This window comes from Phenylobacterium sp. (assembly GCF_030698145.1).
Classification (GTDB): Bacteria; Pseudomonadota; Alphaproteobacteria; order Caulobacterales; family Caulobacteraceae; genus Phenylobacterium.
In genome coordinates this window covers 18,276-33,669 of the sequence record NZ_JAUYNW010000131.1, presented here as the reverse complement: position 1 = coordinate 33,669, position 15,394 = coordinate 18,276, and the positions used below count along the sequence as shown (strand labels likewise).

The 15,394-nt window shown below is 69.0% G+C and carries 12 protein-coding genes; 9 read left to right on the top strand and 3 right to left on the bottom strand.

The window, feature by feature from the left end; translation table 11 throughout:
* The first annotated feature begins 4 nt into the window (after window positions 1–4).
* Entirely contained in the window at window positions 5–448 is a 444-nt protein-coding gene (locus Q8Q77_RS18655) for a type II toxin-antitoxin system RatA family toxin (RefSeq protein ID WP_305585365.1), read from the top strand.
* Here Q8Q77_RS18655 and Q8Q77_RS18650 read toward each other — a convergent pair.
* Window positions 445–936, bottom strand: coding sequence for a CinA family protein (locus Q8Q77_RS18650; RefSeq protein ID WP_305585364.1), 492 nt, complete (start codon window positions 934–936; stop codon window positions 445–447). The two genes, Q8Q77_RS18655 and Q8Q77_RS18650, sit on opposite strands and share 4 nt — an antisense overlap.
* Before the next feature lie 82 nt (window positions 937–1,018).
* On the opposite strand from Q8Q77_RS18650, the gene Q8Q77_RS18645 reads away from it, so the two are divergent.
* Window positions 1,019–3,265, top strand: coding sequence for a spermidine synthase (locus tag Q8Q77_RS18645; protein ID WP_305585362.1), 2,247 nt, complete (start codon window positions 1,019–1,021; stop codon window positions 3,263–3,265).
* A gap of 1 nt (window position 3,266) precedes the next feature.
* On the opposite strand, the gene Q8Q77_RS18640 is transcribed toward Q8Q77_RS18645, so the two are convergent.
* Window positions 3,267–4,406, bottom strand: coding sequence for a bifunctional 2-C-methyl-D-erythritol 4-phosphate cytidylyltransferase/2-C-methyl-D-erythritol 2,4-cyclodiphosphate synthase (locus Q8Q77_RS18640; RefSeq protein ID WP_305585360.1), 1,140 nt, complete (start codon window positions 4,404–4,406; stop codon window positions 3,267–3,269).
* 90 nt (window positions 4,407–4,496) lie between these two features.
* Between Q8Q77_RS18640 and dusB the strand changes: the two genes are divergently transcribed.
* Genes dusB through Q8Q77_RS18625 form a run of 3 tightly spaced genes read left to right on the top strand, consistent with a single transcriptional unit; the run spans window position 4,497 to window position 8,052 of the window.
* Window positions 4,497–5,507, top strand: coding sequence for a tRNA dihydrouridine synthase DusB (gene dusB / locus Q8Q77_RS18635; RefSeq protein WP_305585359.1), 1,011 nt, complete (start codon window positions 4,497–4,499; stop codon window positions 5,505–5,507).
* Entirely contained in the window at window positions 5,504–6,625 is a 1,122-nt protein-coding gene (locus tag Q8Q77_RS18630) for a nitrogen regulation protein NR(II) (RefSeq protein ID WP_305585358.1), read from the top strand. The genes dusB and Q8Q77_RS18630 overlap by 4 nt, the downstream gene beginning before the upstream one ends.
* A complete protein-coding gene (locus tag Q8Q77_RS18625; RefSeq protein ID WP_305585357.1) occupies window positions 6,622–8,052 on the top strand; it encodes a sigma 54-interacting transcriptional regulator in 1,431 nt (476 codons plus the stop codon). Before Q8Q77_RS18630 ends, Q8Q77_RS18625 begins: the two co-directional genes overlap by 4 nt.
* A 165-nt stretch (window positions 8,053–8,217) precedes the next feature.
* On the opposite strand, the gene Q8Q77_RS18620 is transcribed toward Q8Q77_RS18625, so the two are convergent.
* On the bottom strand, window positions 8,218–9,312 hold the full coding sequence (locus Q8Q77_RS18620; RefSeq protein WP_305585356.1) for a 3-deoxy-7-phosphoheptulonate synthase: 1,095 nt from the start codon (window positions 9,310–9,312) through the stop codon (window positions 8,218–8,220).
* Between the two features lie 297 nt (window positions 9,313–9,609).
* Here Q8Q77_RS18620 and Q8Q77_RS18615 point away from each other — a divergent pair, with 297 nt between their 5' ends.
* The 4 genes from Q8Q77_RS18615 to Q8Q77_RS18600 are packed head-to-tail and all read left to right on the top strand — an operon-like array spanning window position 9,610 to window position 15,361.
* The gene (locus Q8Q77_RS18615; RefSeq protein WP_305585355.1) at window positions 9,610–10,818 is read left to right on the top strand and encodes an amidohydrolase family protein; all 1,209 of its coding nucleotides are present in this window, start codon (window positions 9,610–9,612) and stop codon (window positions 10,816–10,818) included.
* A gap of 60 nt (window positions 10,819–10,878) precedes the next feature.
* Window positions 10,879–13,107 carry a PAS domain-containing sensor histidine kinase gene (locus Q8Q77_RS18610; protein ID WP_305585353.1) on the top strand — a complete coding sequence of 743 codons (2,229 nt, stop codon included), beginning with the start codon at window positions 10,879–10,881 and terminating at the stop codon, window positions 13,105–13,107.
* Window positions 13,107–14,498 (top strand): sigma-54 dependent transcriptional regulator, encoded by a 1,392-nt coding sequence (locus tag Q8Q77_RS18605; protein ID WP_305585351.1) that lies wholly within the window; start codon window positions 13,107–13,109, stop codon window positions 14,496–14,498. Before Q8Q77_RS18610 ends, Q8Q77_RS18605 begins: the two co-directional genes overlap by 1 nt.
* The gene (locus tag Q8Q77_RS18600) at window positions 14,498–15,361 is read left to right on the top strand and encodes a D-amino-acid transaminase (RefSeq protein ID WP_305585349.1); all 864 of its coding nucleotides are present in this window, start codon (window positions 14,498–14,500) and stop codon (window positions 15,359–15,361) included. Before Q8Q77_RS18605 ends, Q8Q77_RS18600 begins: the two co-directional genes overlap by 1 nt.
* The last annotated feature ends 33 nt before the right edge of the window (window positions 15,362–15,394 follow it).

Sequence of the window (15,394 nt, the reverse complement as noted above, 5' to 3'; positions counted from 1 at the left end):
TCCGTTGCAGCATCACGTCGAGAAGACGCTGCCCTACACGCCCGACCAGCTCTTCGCCCTGGTCGGCGACGTCGAGGCCTATCCGCAGTTCGTGCCGTGGATCGTCTCGATGCGCACGTGGAACGCACGTAGCGAAGGTGAGAGCGTAAGCACGGTCGACGCCCAGGCCGGGGTAGGGTTTTCGTTCCTGAAGGAGAAATTCTCCACCCGCGTTCGGCGCGACGCCGCCGCTCGCCAGATCGAGGTGGGCCTGTTGTCTGGACCGTTCCGCAAGCTCGCCAATCGCTGGCGCTTCGTCGAGGTCCCGGGCGGCACGAAGATCGAATTCGATATAGATTTTGAATTCAAATCCCGTCTGCTCGCCGGTCTGCTTTCGGCCAACTTCCATCACGCCGTGGACAAGCTGATGGGCTGTTTCGAGGCCCGCGCGAAGGCGCTCTACGGCTAGCTTATCCGGTCGCGCAGGGCCTGCAGCGCGGCCTGCACCGCCAGTTCCTGGATCTCGGCGCGGGTCTCGCAGTCGAATAGTTCCGAGCGATGCTGCAGACCATGATTGGTCCGCGCGGTGGCGATGTGGACAGTGCCGACCGGCTTCAGCGGCGTGCCGCCGCCAGGCCCGGCCACGCCGGTGACCGCCACGGCGACATGGGCGTTGGAGGCCTCCAGGGCGCCCTCGGCCATCATCCGGGCCACCGGTTCGGACACCGCGCCCAGGTCGGCGATCAGGTCGCCGGGAACCCCCAGCATCTCCTGCTTGGCCCGGTTGGTGTAGGTGACGAAGCCGCGCTCGAAGACGTCGGAGGCGCCGGGGATCGAGCAGATGGCGGCGGCCACCAGCCCGCCGGTGCAGCTCTCGGCGGTGACGATCCGCAGGGACCGCTCCCGGGCTTCGTCGATCAGCAGCCGCGCCAGGGTGACGATCTCCAGGGAAAACATGGCGGCGACTCCAAATGTCTAGGCAAGGCGAAGGCGAGACCACAACATCGCCGCTGCTGCGGATACAAGCCGAATCGAGCCCATGACCTCTGTTGATACGGCCATACGGCCCAGCGCCAGCGTTTCTCCCGCCTTGTTCGCGGTGACCATCTTCTCCAGCGCCGGCCTGGTGTTCATGGTTCAACCCATGGTGGCCAAGCTGGTGCTGCCGCTATTGGGCGGCAGCCCCTCGGTGTGGAACACCTCCATCGCCTTCTTCCAGACGGCGCTGCTGGCCGGATACGTCTACGCCCACCTGCTGCAGCGGATCGCCTCGATCCGCACCCAGGCCTTGGTTCATATCGGCGCCCTGCTGTTGGCCGCCCTGACCCTGCCGCTTCACGTGTCGGATTTGATGGGAGAGCCCAACTCCGAGCATCCCTCGCTGTGGCTGTTGGGGGTCCTGGCGGTCTCCATCGGCGCGCCCTTCGCTGTGCTGTCGGCGACAGCGCCCCTGCTCCAGGCCTGGCACGCCCGCACGGTCCACGCCGAGACCGGCGCCGAACCCTATGTGCTCTACGCCGCCTCGAACCTCGGCAGCCTGCTGGCCCTGCTGGCCTATCCGGCCCTGGTCGAACCCCTGGCCACCCTGAAGAACCAGACCCTGGGCTGGAGCCTCGGCTACGGGACCTTCATCCTGCTGATAGGCGCGTTGGCCCTGGCGGTTTCCCGCGCCAAGTCGACCGCCATCGAGACCGTGGTGGCCGAGGCCGGGCCCGCGCCGGTCTGGCGTGAGCGCCTGGTCTGGATCGCGCTGGCCGCCATCCCTTCCAGCCTGATGCTGGGGGTCACCACCCATCTGACGACGGACGTGGCCTCGGCGCCCTTCCTCTGGGTGGTGCCCCTGGCGCTCTACCTGCTGACCTTCATCATCGCCTTCTCCGAGAAGCCGCTGATCTCGCAGACCAATACGCTGTTGTTCCAGGCCGCGGCGGTCGCGGCCTGCGCGGGCCTGCTGCCGTTCAAGAGCTCGAACTTCCTGCTGCAGCTCTTCATCCACCTGGCGGCCTTCTTCCTCACCGCCCTGATGTGCCACCAGGCGCTGGTGGCCCGGCGGCCGAAGCCCGCCCACCTGACCGAGTTCTATCTCTGGATGTCGTTCGGCGGGGTGGTCGGTGGATCGTTCAACGCCTTCGTCGCCCCGGTGATCTTCAACAATGTCTGGGAGTATCCGCTGATCCTGGCCCTGGCCTGCCTGGTCCGTCCGGGCTGGGGACCCATCGAGCCCTGGCGCTGGGTGACCTTCGCCCTGGGAACCGCCGCGTCCGTCGCGGCCCCGATCTTGGCGGGCATCTACGGCCTGGAGGGGAACGTCGGGATCCTGGTCAAGCTGGCCCTGGCCGCCGCCGTGGTCATGGCCTTCATCTCCCGGCGACGGACCATCGTGTTCTTCGGCCTCATCGTCCTGCTGTCGGTGGGGGCGGAGGTGGTCGGCGACCGGGTCGATGTGCGGCAGAGCTGGCGCAGCTTCTTCGGCGTGGTGCGCCAGTCGGAGATGCCGGTGCCGGGCCTGGGCGGACAGGTGCGGATGCTGTCGCACGGCACCACCCTGCACGGCGCCCAGGCGCAGGACCCGAGGTACGACTGCCGTCCTCTGGTCTATTACGCGCCCGAGACGCCCATCGGTCAGATCTTTACCCGAGGCTATGCCGGGCCCAACGCCCTGAGGATCGGCGCCGTGGGCCTGGGGACCGGCGCCGTGGCCGCCTATACGCGGCCGGGCGACCGACTGACCTTTTTCGAGATCGACCCGCTGGTCATCAAGATCTCCACCGATCCGAAGCACTTCAGCTACACCACCACCTGCGCCGGGGGTAAGATCGACTATGTCCTCGGCGACGCGCGCCTGACGCTGGCCAAGCAGCCGAACGACAGTTTCGACGTGCTGCTGATCGACGCCTTCTCCTCCGACGCCGTGCCGGCTCACCTGCTGACGGTCGAGGCGATGCGCGGCTATCTGGCCAAGCTGAAGCCGGACGGGGTGCTGATCCTCCACCTGTCCAACCGCAACCTCGAGCTTCGCGGGCCAGCCATGGCGGTGGCGGAGGCGGCGGGCGGCTTCGCCCTGATTCAGCGCCACGACTCCGCCAAGAGCAGTCCGGTGCTCTGGGAGTCGGACGAGGACGCCCTTCTGGTCACCAAGAGCCTGAAGGCCCTGGCGCCGTACGAGGCCGACAAGCGCTGGAGCCAAACCGACCCGACGCTCGCCCGACCCTGGACCGACGACTACATGAACCTGGTCGGCGCGCTCTACGCCCAGCTCAAGGTGACCTGGACCTGGCTGCCCTAGCTCAGGCAGGCGTCTCGATCGACACCACGGCTTGGGCCAAAAGGCCTTCTTCGCGGCCGGTGAAGCCCATGCCCTCGGTCGTGGTGGCCTTCACGCTGACGCGGTCCAGCGGCAGGTTCATCAGTTCGGCCAGGCGCTGGCGCATGGCGTCACGGTGCGGCCGGATCTTGGGACGCTCGCAGACCAGGGTGACGTCGGCGTTGAGGATGCGCCCGCCCTTGGCGGCCACCAACCCGACCGCGTGGCTGAGGAAGCGATCGGAGGAGGCGTCCTTCCACTGCGGGTCGGACGGCGGGAAATGCTCTCCGATATCGCCTTCGCCAATGGCGCCGAGAATGGCGTCGGTCAGGGCGTGCAGGCCGGCGTCGGCGTCGGAATGGCCGATCAGGGCGGCGTCATGCGCGATCTTCACGCCGCAGAGCCAGACGGCCTCGCCGGGACCCCAGCGGTGGGCGTCCAGCCCCTGGCCGATGCGGACGATGCGGGTCTGCAGCCGTTCGGCCATGGCGAAGTCCTCGGGATAGGTCAGCTTCATCAGCATGGGATCGCCCGGCGTCATCACCACGCGACCACCGACCCGTTCGACCACGGCGGCGTCATCGGTGGGCTCGGCGTCGGCGGGCCAGGCGGCGTAAGCCTCGCGCAGGGTTCCCAGCCGGAAAGCCTGGGGCGTCTGCGCGCGCCAGAGCTCCTCGCGGGAAACGGTCTCGGTGATCGTATCGACACCGCGCTTCAGCGTATCGGCGACGGGAAGGACGGGAACCGCCCCGTCGGCGCCGGCCAAGGCCGCCAGCAGGGCCTCGACATGGTCGACGGTCACGAAGGGGCGCGCCGCGTCGTGGACCAGAACGGGTTGGTCGGCGGGGCAGGTGAGGGCGGCGAGGCCGGCCCGCACCGACTCGGCCCGCGTCGCGCCGCCGGCGACGGCGCGCCAGCCCGACAGGCCCGCGAGGGCTTCGTCGGCCCCAGCGATCCGCTCGGACGCCGTCACCACGACGATCTCCGCGGCCCCGGCGGAGGCCAGGGCCTCGACTGACCAGCGCAGGATCGGCCGGCCGCCCAACGACCGCCAGGGTTTCGGCGCACCGGGTCCGGCCCGTGTGCTAGATCCCGCCGCCACGATCACCGCCGAAAACGTCATTGCGTTTGTTTAACCGAGGGCGGCGACCTGTCCAGGCTTTACGACGCTCCAGAATATGCCTAAAAAGGGTGCGATAGGGGTGCGTAAGAAATGAGCAGTCAGCTCGATATCGGGGATGTGTCTGTCGGCGGCCGGGCGTGGATCGCGCCGATGACCGGCGTCTCCGACCTGCCGTTCCGCCGCGCGGCCAGCAAGCTGGGCGCGGCCTATGTCGCCACCGAAATGGTCGCCTGCGACGAGTTCGCCAAGGGCCGGCCCGACGTCGTGCGCCGCGCCGCCGTGGGCGAGGGCCTGCCGCTGATGGTGGTCCAGCTCGTGGGCCGTGATCCGGTCCATATCGCGCAGGGCGCAAGGTTGGCCGCCCGCGCCGGCGCACAGATCATCGACCTGAACTTTGGCTGCCCGGCCAAAGAGGTAACCGGTGTCCTCTCGGGTTCGGCCCTGATGCGCGATCCCGACCTCGCCGAAAGCCTGATGGCCGCGGCGGTCGACGCGGTTCCCGATGTGCCGGTGACGGTGAAGATGCGGCTGGGCTGGGATAACGCGAGCAAGAACGCCCCGGACATCGCCGCCCGAGCCCAGGCCCGAGGCGTCAAGGCCGTCACGATCCACGGCCGCACCCGCTGCCAGTTCTATAAGGACGCCGCCGACTGGAGCGCCGTGGCCGCGGTCAAGGCCGAGGTCTCCATCCCGGTGATCGTCAACGGCGACATCACCTGCGGCGTCAGCGCGCGCCGCGCCCTGGCGGCCTCGGGCGCCGATGCGGTGATGGTCGGCCGCGGGGTCTATGGCCGCCCCTGGATCGCGGCCCAGATCGAGGCCGCTCTGAACGGCGGGGCCTTCAAAGCGCCGGAGGCGGAGGACCGCCTGACCATCGCGCTGGACCATTTCAACGACAGTCTCAAGTTCTACGGCGACCGTCTGGGTTTGCGGATATTCCGCAAGCACCTGGCGGCCTATGTCGACAACGCGCCATGGCCCAACGAGGCCGAGGCCCGGCGAAGCGCTCGCTCCGCGCTTTGCCGTCTGGAGGATCCGGGAGAGGTCGAACGTGGCCTGATCGCGCTGTGGCGCGATCCCCAGACGAGGTTGGCGGCATGAACGGGCAATCCAGGACCCTCCCCGGAGGCGTGAACTTGGAGACGCTGAAGGCGCAGGCCTTCGATCTTTCTCCCGAGCCGGCGCTGGTGGTGAACCGCGACGGCGCCCTGGTGGCGGTCAACGAGGCCGCCGAGCGGCTGTTCGGCCAGGGGCTGAGCCTGTTGGCCCGCGGGCGGTTCGGTGCGGCCCTGCCGACCGGATCGGCGCTGGTCTCCCTGTTGAACCGGGCGATCGAGGAGGGGGTGGCCGTCCGCGAACGCGGGGTGGAGATCAGCCTGTTCGGCCATCCTTCCTTCGAAGCTGACGGCGCGGCCGCGCCGCTGGGTGACGGCTCGGTCCTGCTGACCCTCCATGTGAAGGGCGGGTCGCTGGGCGGCGAACGCACCGGGGCCGAGGCCGCGGGCCTGCGCACCATCGTCGGCCTGGGCCGGATGCTGGCCCACGAGATCAAGAACCCGCTGATGGGCATCCGTGGCGCGGCGCAGCTGCTCAAGACCGGCGCCAAGGCCGAGGACGCGCCGCTGGCCCAGCTCATCGTCGACGAAACCGACCGCGTGCGCCGGCTGGTGGACCGGATGGAGGCCTTCTCCGACGACGCCCTGCCGGACTGCCAGCCGGTCAACATCCACCAGGTTCTGGACCGGGTGAAGGCGCTGGCCGCCAACGGCGTCGCCGACGGCTTGTCGCTGACCGACGACTACGATCCGTCCCTGCCGCCGGCCCTGGGCGACGAGGACCAGCTGATCCAGATCTTCCTGAATCTGGTGAAGAACGCCGCCGAGGCCGCCCATTCGCGCGGCGACGGCCGCGGCGCCATCACCGTCCACACCGCCTACCGTCACGGCGTCCGGGTCCGGGCCTCCAAGGGCCAGGTCCTGCGCGGCGCGCCCCTGGAGATCCGCGTGCAGGACAACGGCCCTGGCGTTCCAGCCCACATGCGCGAGAGCCTGTTCCAGCCGTTTGTCACCACCAAGACCCACGGGGCGGGCCTGGGCCTGGCCCTGGTCGCCAAGCTGGTCGCCGGCCATGGCGGTTTGATCGATTTCGAGTCCGAGCCCGGCCGCACGACCTTCCGTGTGTTGTTGCCCATCGTTTCCCAAGAGGACGTCACCGCATGAACGTCGCGGCCAACGCAAACAAGAAGATCCTGATCGCCGACGACGACGCCTCCATTCGACTGGTCCTCAGCCAGGCCTTCACCCGCCTGGGCTATCAGGTCCGGGCCACGGGCAACGCCACGACCCTACTGAAATGGGTGTCGGACGGGGAGGGCGACCTGGTCGTGACCGACGTGGTCATGCCCGACGAGAACGTGTTCGACGTGCTGCCGCGCATCCGCAAGGAGCGTCCCAAGCTGCCGGTCATCGTGATGAGCGCTCAAAACACCCTGCTGACGGCGGTCAACGCCGCCGAGGTGGGCGCGTTCGAATACATTTCCAAGCCCTTCGACCTAGACGACATGACCTCGGCCGCCCGTCGCGCCCTGGCCCGGCCCGCCGACGCCGACGCATCCAAGGCCCAGGCCCGCGCCATGCGCGACGAGCGCCTGCCGCTGATCGGCCGCTCCGGGCCCATGCAGGACGTCTACCGCACCATCGCCCGCCTGGTGGGCGCGGACCTGACCGTGCTGATCCTGGGCGAGAGCGGCACGGGCAAGGAGCTGGTGGCGCGGGCCCTGCACGACATGGGCCGACGCAAGGACGGCAAGTTCGTGGTCATCAACCTGGCCGCCGTGCCGCGCGAGCGGGTCGAGGCCGAGCTGTTCGGCCGCGACGACGGCGACTACGGCAAGCTGGTGGAGGCCGACGGCGGCACCCTGTTCCTCGACGAAATCGGCGACATGCCGCTGGACGCCCAGACCCGGCTGTTGCGGGTGATCGACGGTTCCGAGCAGACCCTGAACCCCAGGACCGGCCGGCGGCCGAATGTGCGGATCATCGCGGCCACAAATCGCGACCTGCGCGGCCTGATCCAGCAGGGCCTGTTCCGCGAGGACCTGTTCTTCCGCCTGAATGTCGCGCCCCTGCGGCTGCCGCCGCTGCGCGACCGTACCGACGACATCCCGGACCTGGCGCGGGCCTTCCTGCTGCGGGCCAACCGCGAAGGCCTGCCGTCCAAGACCATTGACGCCGCGGCCCTCGAGCGCCTGAAACTGCATGCCTGGCCGGGCAATGTGCGCGAGCTGGAGAACCTGATCCGCCGGATCTGCGCCCTCTACGGCGAGGATCTGATCAGCGCCCGCATCGTCGAGCGCGAACTGGCCGACCAGCAGCCGGTGATCCCGGGCCACGAGGGCCCGGTGACCCTGGCCACTCTCGTGGAGCGTCACCTCGGCGGCTATTTCGCCGAGCAGCCCGACGGAATCCCGCCCATCGGCCTCTATGACCGTGTGCTGGAGGAGGTCGAGCGTCCGCTGATCCAGCTCACCCTGACGGCGACCCGCGGCAACCAGGTCCGCGCCGCCGAGATCCTGGGCCTCAACCGCAACACCCTGCGCAAGAAGATCCAGGACCTCGGCGTCGAGATGAGCCGCGGCCGGCGGTAGGGGCACGCTGACACCGCTCATCCCGGCGAAGGCCGGGACCCAGATGGAACAGCTCCGAAGCGGGCTCTAGAAGCTCTGAACCCTTCCAACCCACCGCTGATCGTAGAGATCTGGGTCCCGGCCTTCGCCGGGATGAGCGGATGGAGTTGGTGATCAAGTGCGCCGCTACGCCATCTCGCCCACCACAGCCGCGCCCACACCAAGTCCCCGAGTCCGCCGCGCGCGGACGGCGGCGGCGAGGTCGTCCAGGACCTCGACCGAGGTCGCCCAGTCGATGCAGCCGTCGGTGATGCTCTGGCCATAGGTCAGGGGCTGCCCGGCGACCAGGTCCTGACGGCCGGCCACGAGATGGCTTTCGACCATCACGCCCACGATGCGCGCGTCGCCGCCCGCCACCTGGGCGGCCACGTCGCGGACGACGGCGGGCTGGTTGGCCGGGTCCTTGCCGCTGTTGGCGTGGCTGGCGTCGACAATGAGGCGCGGGGCGAGGCCCGAGGCGATCATCTCAGCGCCGGCGGCGGCGACGCCGGCGGCGTCGTAGTTCGGAACCTTGCCGCCCCGCAGGATCACGTGGCTGTCCTCATTGCCCCGGGTGGAGGCGATGGCGGATCGGCCATGCTTGTCGACGGCCAGGAAATGGTGGGGCTGGCTGGCGGCCTTCACGGCGTCCACGGCGATGCGCAGGTCGCCGCCCGTGCCGTTCTTGAACCCGACCGGGCAGGAGAGGCCCGAGGCCATCTCGCGGTGGATCTGGCTCTCGGTCGTTCGCGCGCCGATCGCGCCCCAGGCCACCAGGTCGGCGATGTACTGAGGCGTGATCACGTCCAGGAACTCGACGCCGGCCGGCAGGCCCAACTCGTTGATCTCGCACAGCAGACGTCTACCCAGCCGCAGACCCTCGTCGATCCGGAAGCTGCCGTCGAGGCGCGGGTCGTTGATCAGGCCCTTCCAGCCGACCGTGGTCCGGGGCTTCTCGAAATAGACCCGCATGACGATCTCGAGCTCGCCGGCCAGGCGTGTGCGCTGATCGGCCAGGCGATGGGCGTAGTCCATGGCCGCCACCGGATCGTGGATGGAGCAGGGGCCGATCACCACGATCAGGCGGTCGTCCCGGCCCTCGAGGATCTCGTGCTGGGCGCGGCGGGACCGGGTGACGGTCTGCTCGGCGTCAGGGCTGGCGGGCAGCTCGGCCATCACCGCCACGGGCGGCGCCAGCGGCTTGATGTTCAGGATGCGAAGGTCGTCGGTCGTGTGGGGCATGTGGCGCTCCGGAGGTTGGTCGGGTCCGGCGGCGCTTATGAAAAAAGCCGCCAGAACCTGGCGGCTTGAAAAGGGCTGTGACTAGGACCGTCTGGTCAGGTCACGCGATCCCCTTCCTCCGCCCAGGGCGTCGGAATAGCCAAAATACCAAAACGAATATTGGTTGGCCGCGAGGATCATCGAACGACCAGATAACCCAGCCGCCGCCGTTTGTCATCCCAGAGCGACGTGACAGGTCGCTGCGCACGTCCGATAGTGCCCGCCAAGCGGCCCTCAGAGGCCCGATGGAGGGAAGCCATGGCCTATGCCCCGGACCACCGCGCGTACTACGACGCCGACAGCCACATCATGGAATTGCCGGACTTCCTGAAGAAGTACGCCGATCCCGGGCTGCGCGACGAGATCCCCGAGGTGAGCTACAGCGCCTCCCTGGTCACCGACGAGGAGGTGGCGGTGATCGTCGGGCAGGGCGGTCGCCACAGCGACGCGCACATCGCCGCCCAGATCGCGCTGGGCGACCGGCTGATCGAGAGCTCCAAGGAGATCCAGGCCCTGGGCGCCTTCGATCGCGGCGACCGCAGCCGGGCCCTGGACCTGCTGGGCTTCAAGAAGCAGCTGGTCTTCGCCACCCACAGCGTGGCCATGCCGTTCTCGGCCAGCGCGAAGATCACGCCGGAGCTGCGCTACGGCGCCACCCGCGCCCACAACCGGCACATGGCCGATTTCTGCAGCGATGACGCACGGCTGCTGGGCGTGGCCATCGTGCCGCTGGACGAGCCCGCCCTGGCCATCGCCGAGCTGGACGCGGCGATCGCCGCCGGCTTGAAAGCCGTCTGGATCCCGCACCGTCCCTGCGGCGAGCGTTCGCCAGGCCACGTGGACTTCGACCCGTTCTGGGCGCGGCTGGCCGAGAGCGGCACGCCGTTCCTGCTGCATGTGGGCGGCGCGCCGCTGCAGCAGGCCAGGGCCTGGATGAACAACGGCAAGGGTCCGACCGCAGACTGGATGGGCGGCGGCGAGAACCTGCGCAGCAAGGACATCGCCATCCTGCACCAGGGGCCCGAGACCTTCCTGTCGGTGATGATGATCGATGGGGTGTTCGAACGTTTCCCGACCCTGCGTGGCGCCAGCGTCGAACTGGGCGCGGGCTGGGTTCCATCCCTGCTGACCCGACTGGACTGGGTGGCTAAGAACTGGATCCGGGCCGACAAGAACCAGACCCCGTTCAGCCGCAAGCCGTCGGAACAGCTCACCCAGCAGATGGCCTTCACCCCCTTCGTCTTCGAGGATGTGGGCGCCCTGATCGACCAGTCGAACCCGGAGCTCTACCTGTTCTCCAGCGACTATCCGCACGTGGAGGGCGGCCGCGATCCGATCAAGCGGTTCGAGGGGTTCCTGGGCGACCGGAGCGAGGCCGTGCGCGAGCGCTTCTACGCCGAGAACTTCCTGCGCATCTTCCCCGACGCCCGAGTGTCCGGCCCGGTCCGCGCCAACGCCTTGCAGTGAAGCTTGTCGGCAACATCACTGTTGTGTCTGGGGTACACTCCCCATTAGGATCGGCCAGCAATGGCGTTCCTGGTCCACGAAGGCGGTACTGAGGCGACGACGTCCGCGCGCATCTGGCGGACGCTGCAGTCGCGTTACGTGCTCGGCGGGGGATATGCGCTCGCCGCAATCCTGACGGCGGTGGCCATCCTGCTGGCGGCCTCGCCGCCGGAAACCGGCCCCCTGGCGCCGGCCTCCAAGAACATCCTGGCGATCCTCGGCTTCAACCTGGTGCTGATCCTGGTGCTGGCCGCCCAGGTGGGCGTGCGCCTGGCGGCCCTCCTGCGCGCCCGCTCGGAAGACGCCGGCGCGCGCCTACACCTGCGCTTCGTGACCCTGTTCGCGCTGGCCGCCGTGGCCCCGGCCGTGGTGGTGGCCCTGTTCTACGGCGTGCTGGTCAATCGCGGGGTCGAGAACTGGTTCTCCCAGCGGGTCCAGACGGTGATGGAGAACTCCGCCACGGTGGCGCGCTCCTATGTGGACGACCAGAAGCGCTATGTGGGCGACCACGTCTCGCTGATGGCCGTGGACCTCAACCGCGCCGCGCCGGCCTTGCAGGCCAGCCCCGTCACCTTCAGCCATTTCCTGGCCTACCAAGCCTCGTACCACGCCTTCCCGGCGGCCTATCTGATCGACCGACAGGGCCGCATCCTGGCCCGCGCCGAAGCGGTGGACGCGCCCAAGTTCGTCACCCCACCGCCCTCCAGTTTCACCGCCGCCGACGAGGGCGACATCTTCGTCACGACCGACCTGACCCGAGCGCTCTACAAGCTCTCGGCCTATCCAGACGGCTATCTCTATGTGACCCGGCCGGTCCAGAAGGGCATCGTCAACCACCTGCAGGAGGCCGACCGGTCACTGGCCGCCTATCGCGAGGCCGCCGAGAGCCGCTCGCGCATCCAGACCGTGTTCGCCCTGGCCTATATGGAGACCGCCATGCTGGTGCTGGTGGGCGCCGTCTGGCTGGGCCTGGGCGCGGCCAACGCCATTTCCGCGCCGGTGGGCCGGCTGGTCCAGGCCGCCGGCCGAGTCGCCGGCGGCGACCTCAACGCCCGCGTCGACGCCGACAACGATCCCGAGGAGATCGCAGTGCTGTCGCGGGCCTTCAACAGCATGACCCACGACCTTCAGGTCCAGCAGGCGGCCCTCAAGCGCGCCGGCGACGAGGCCGAGCAGCGGCGGATGTTCATCGAGACCGTGCTGGCAGAGGTCTCCGCCGGGGTGATCGGCCTGGATACCGAAGGCCGCATCTCGGCGGCCAACCGCCAGGCGACCGTGCTGCTCGACCTGGGCGGTGGATCGGTCCGCGGCCGGCGGCTTAACGAGGTAGCGCCCGAGTTCGCCCTGATCGCCGAGAACGCCCTGATCGCCGGCGAGGCGGAGGAGGAGGTCGACGTCGCCCGCGACCGCGAGACGCGGCGCCTGCGTGTTCGCGCCAGCCGGTCCGAGGGCGGGCTGGTGCTGACCTTCGACGACATCACGCGGCTGGTCTCAGCCCAGCGCAACGCCGCCTGGCGCGACGTCGCCCGCCGCATCGCCCACGAGATCAAGAACCCGCTCACCCCCATCCAGCTCTCGGCCGAGCGCCTGCGCCGCAAGTTCCGAAGCGGGGTCGCGCCCGAGGACCTGGAGGTCTTCGACCGCTGCACCGACACCATCGTGCGCCAGGTGGACGGGATCGGCCGGATGGTCGACGAGTTCTCCTCCTTCGCCCGGATGCCCGCGCCCAAGTTCGCCGAGCAGGACGCGGTGGAGCTGTTGCGCGCCGCGGTGTTCGCCCAGCGCGTGGCGAGCCCCGACATCGACGTCGAAATGCTGGAGCCCGCGCCGGAGGTGATCCTGCTGGCCGATGGCCGGATGGTCTCCCAGGCGCTGGGCAATGTGCTGAAGAACGCGGCCGAGGCGGTGAGCGCCCACATGGCCGCGGCGCATGAAGCCCGCGGCCACATCACCGCCCAGCTCGTCTCGGGCGACCAGGGCGTGGAGATCATTGTCGAGGACAACGGCGTCGGCCTGCCCGACAAGGACCGCGACCGCCTGACCGAACCCTATGTCACGACCCGCGAAAAGGGCACCGGACTGGGCCTGGCCATCGTCAAGCGCATCCTGGAAGACCATGGCGGCGAACTGATACTTACCGACGCGCTGAGCGGCCAGGGCGCGCGCGCGGTGCTGAAATTCCCGACGGCGGCGCGCGTGACGAGGCCCCCCGCCGCCCCGACCCCGGCCCAAGGCTTAGGAGTGACCTGATGGCGGCTGATGTTCTGGTTGTCGACGACGAGGCGGACATCCGCGAGCTGGTGGCCGGCATCCTGTCGGACGAGGGCTACGGCGTGCGCACCGCGACGGACTCCGAAAGCGCGCTCGCGGCGATCAAGTCGCGCAAGCCCGCCCTGCTGATCCTCGACATTTGGATGCAGGGGGGCGGCATGGACGGGCTGGAGCTGCTCGACATGGTCAAGGCGCTCGATCCCGACCTGCCGGTGATCATGATCTCGGGCCACGGCAACATCGAGACCGCGGTCAGCGCGATTAAGCGCGGCGCCTATGAGTTTCTTGAAAAGCCCTTCAAGTCCGACCGGCTGCTGCTCTGCGTGGAGCGGGCCCTGGAGACCAGCACGCTGAAGCGGGAGAACCGGCGGCTGCGCACTCAGGCTATCCAGCCGGAGGGACTGATCGGACGCTCGGTGGCCGCCCAACAGCTTCGCGGCCTGATCGCCAAGCTGGCCTCGGCCAACAGCCGGGTGTTGATCGCCGGTCCGCCCGGTGCTGGCAAGGAGACCGTGGCGCGCCTGATCCACGGCGCCAGTCCGCGGGCCCGGAGCGAGTTCGTGGTGATCAGCGCCGCGGGCATGACGCCCGAGCGCATGGACCTGGAGCTGTTCGGGGAGGAGGGGGCCAGCGGCCGTCCCGCCAAGATCGGGGTGTTCGAGAACGCCCACGGCGGCACCCTTTATCTGGACGAGGTCGCCGACATGCCGCGCGAAACCCAGAGCCGCATCCTGCGGGTCCTGGTCGAACAGCGTTTCCGCCGGGTGGGCGGCGACAGCGACGTGCAGGTTGATGTCCGCGTGGTGTCCTCGACCTCCCGCGACCTGCGCGAGGAGATCGCCGCCGGCCGATTCCGCGAGGACCTGTTCCACCGCCTGAACGTGGTGCCGGTGACGGTGCCTGGCCTCTCCGAGCGCCGCGAGGACATTCCCGAGCTGGTCGACTACTTCATCAAGCGGATCTGCGACGCCAGCGGCATGGCGCGCCGCCGGCTGGCGGACGACGCCCTGGCCACCCTGCAGGTCAAGGCCTGGCCGGGGAACCTGCGCCAGCTGCGCAACAACGTCGAACGCATGCTGATCCTGGCCTCCGGGGATCCGTCCGAGGCGATCAGCGCCGACATGCTGCCCGGCGACGCCAGCCCCAGCGACCAGCCCAGCGCACTTGGCGCCGAACGGATCATCGCCCTGCCGCTGCGCGAGGCGCGCGAAGTGTTCGAGCGCGAGTACCTGAACGCCCAGATGCTGCGGTTCTCGGGCAATATCTCGCGGACTGCGGCCTTCATCGGCATGGAGCGCTCGGCCCTGCATCGGAAGTTGAAGTCGCTGGGCCTATCGGGCGCCCGGCCGGTCGAAGAGGAAGACGCGTAATGGGGCGTTACGCCTATGTGAACGGCAGTTTCGTGCGTCATGGCGAGGCCAGCGTTCATATCGAGGATCGAGGCTATCAGCTCGGCGATGCGGTCTATGAGGTCTGGGCGCTGTTCGACGGCAAGCTGGCCGATCCGGAGGGGCATTTCGCCCGCCTGGAGCGCAGCCTGGGCGAGCTGAAAATCGCCATGCCCATGAGCCGCGCGGCGCTCACCATCGTCCTGCGCGAGGCGGTGCGGCGCAACCGGGTGCGGGAAGGCCTGCTTTACCTCCAGGTCGGCCGCGGCGTCGCCCCGCGCAACCACGCCTTCCCCGACGGCGACGTCCCGCCCAGCGTGGTCATCACCGTTTCCGCCGTCGACCGCGCCGCTACCGAGGCTAAGGCCGCCAAGGGCGTGGCGGTGATCACCACGCCGGAGAACCGCTGGGGCCGTTGCGATATCAAGACCGTCGGCCTGCTGCCCAATGCGCTGGCCAAGCAGGCGGCCAAGGAGCGCGGCGCCGTCGAGGCCTGGTTCGTCGACGAGCTGGGTTTCGTCACCGAGGGCGCCTCGTCCAACGCCTGGATCGTGGATGGCGAGGGCCGCCTGCGCACCCGCGACACCAACGCCAACATCCTGCGCGGGGTGACGCGCTTCACGCTGCTCGACCTGTTGCGGGAGGAGGGGATGGAGGTCGACGAGCGGCCCTTCACCCCGGCCGACGCCAAGGCGGCCAAGGAAGCCTTCATCACCGGCGCGGGTTCTCTGGTGCTGCCCGTGATCAAGGTCGACGACCACCCGGTGGGAAATGGCGTGGTCGGACCCATAGCGATGAAGCTCCGTCGCCTCTATATCGAGCGGGCGCGGGCTACAGCCATCTAAAGTCGGGTCGGCGATTGCGCCCGTCATGCGGGA

Coding starts and splice junctions, on each gene's coding strand:
- Q8Q77_RS18610 (WP_305585353.1), top strand. CDS start 10,879: ATGGCGTTCCTGGTCCACGAAGGCGGTACTGAGGCGACGACGTCCGCG.
- Q8Q77_RS18620 (WP_305585356.1), bottom strand. CDS start 9,312: ATGCCCCACACGACCGACGACCTTCGCATCCTGAACATCAAGCCGCTG.
- Q8Q77_RS18630 (WP_305585358.1), top strand. CDS start 5,504: ATGAACGGGCAATCCAGGACCCTCCCCGGAGGCGTGAACTTGGAGACG.
- Q8Q77_RS18640 (WP_305585360.1), bottom strand. CDS start 4,406: ATGACGTTTTCGGCGGTGATCGTGGCGGCGGGATCTAGCACACGGGCC.
- Q8Q77_RS18615 (WP_305585355.1), top strand. CDS start 9,610: ATGGCCTATGCCCCGGACCACCGCGCGTACTACGACGCCGACAGCCAC.
- Q8Q77_RS18600 (WP_305585349.1), top strand. CDS start 14,498: ATGGGGCGTTACGCCTATGTGAACGGCAGTTTCGTGCGTCATGGCGAG.
- Q8Q77_RS18605 (WP_305585351.1), top strand. CDS start 13,107: ATGGCGGCTGATGTTCTGGTTGTCGACGACGAGGCGGACATCCGCGAG.
- Q8Q77_RS18645 (WP_305585362.1), top strand. CDS start 1,019: ATGACCTCTGTTGATACGGCCATACGGCCCAGCGCCAGCGTTTCTCCC.
- Q8Q77_RS18650 (WP_305585364.1), bottom strand. CDS start 936: ATGTTTTCCCTGGAGATCGTCACCCTGGCGCGGCTGCTGATCGACGAA.
- Q8Q77_RS18625 (WP_305585357.1), top strand. CDS start 6,622: ATGAACGTCGCGGCCAACGCAAACAAGAAGATCCTGATCGCCGACGAC.
- dusB (WP_305585359.1), top strand. CDS start 4,497: ATGAGCAGTCAGCTCGATATCGGGGATGTGTCTGTCGGCGGCCGGGCG.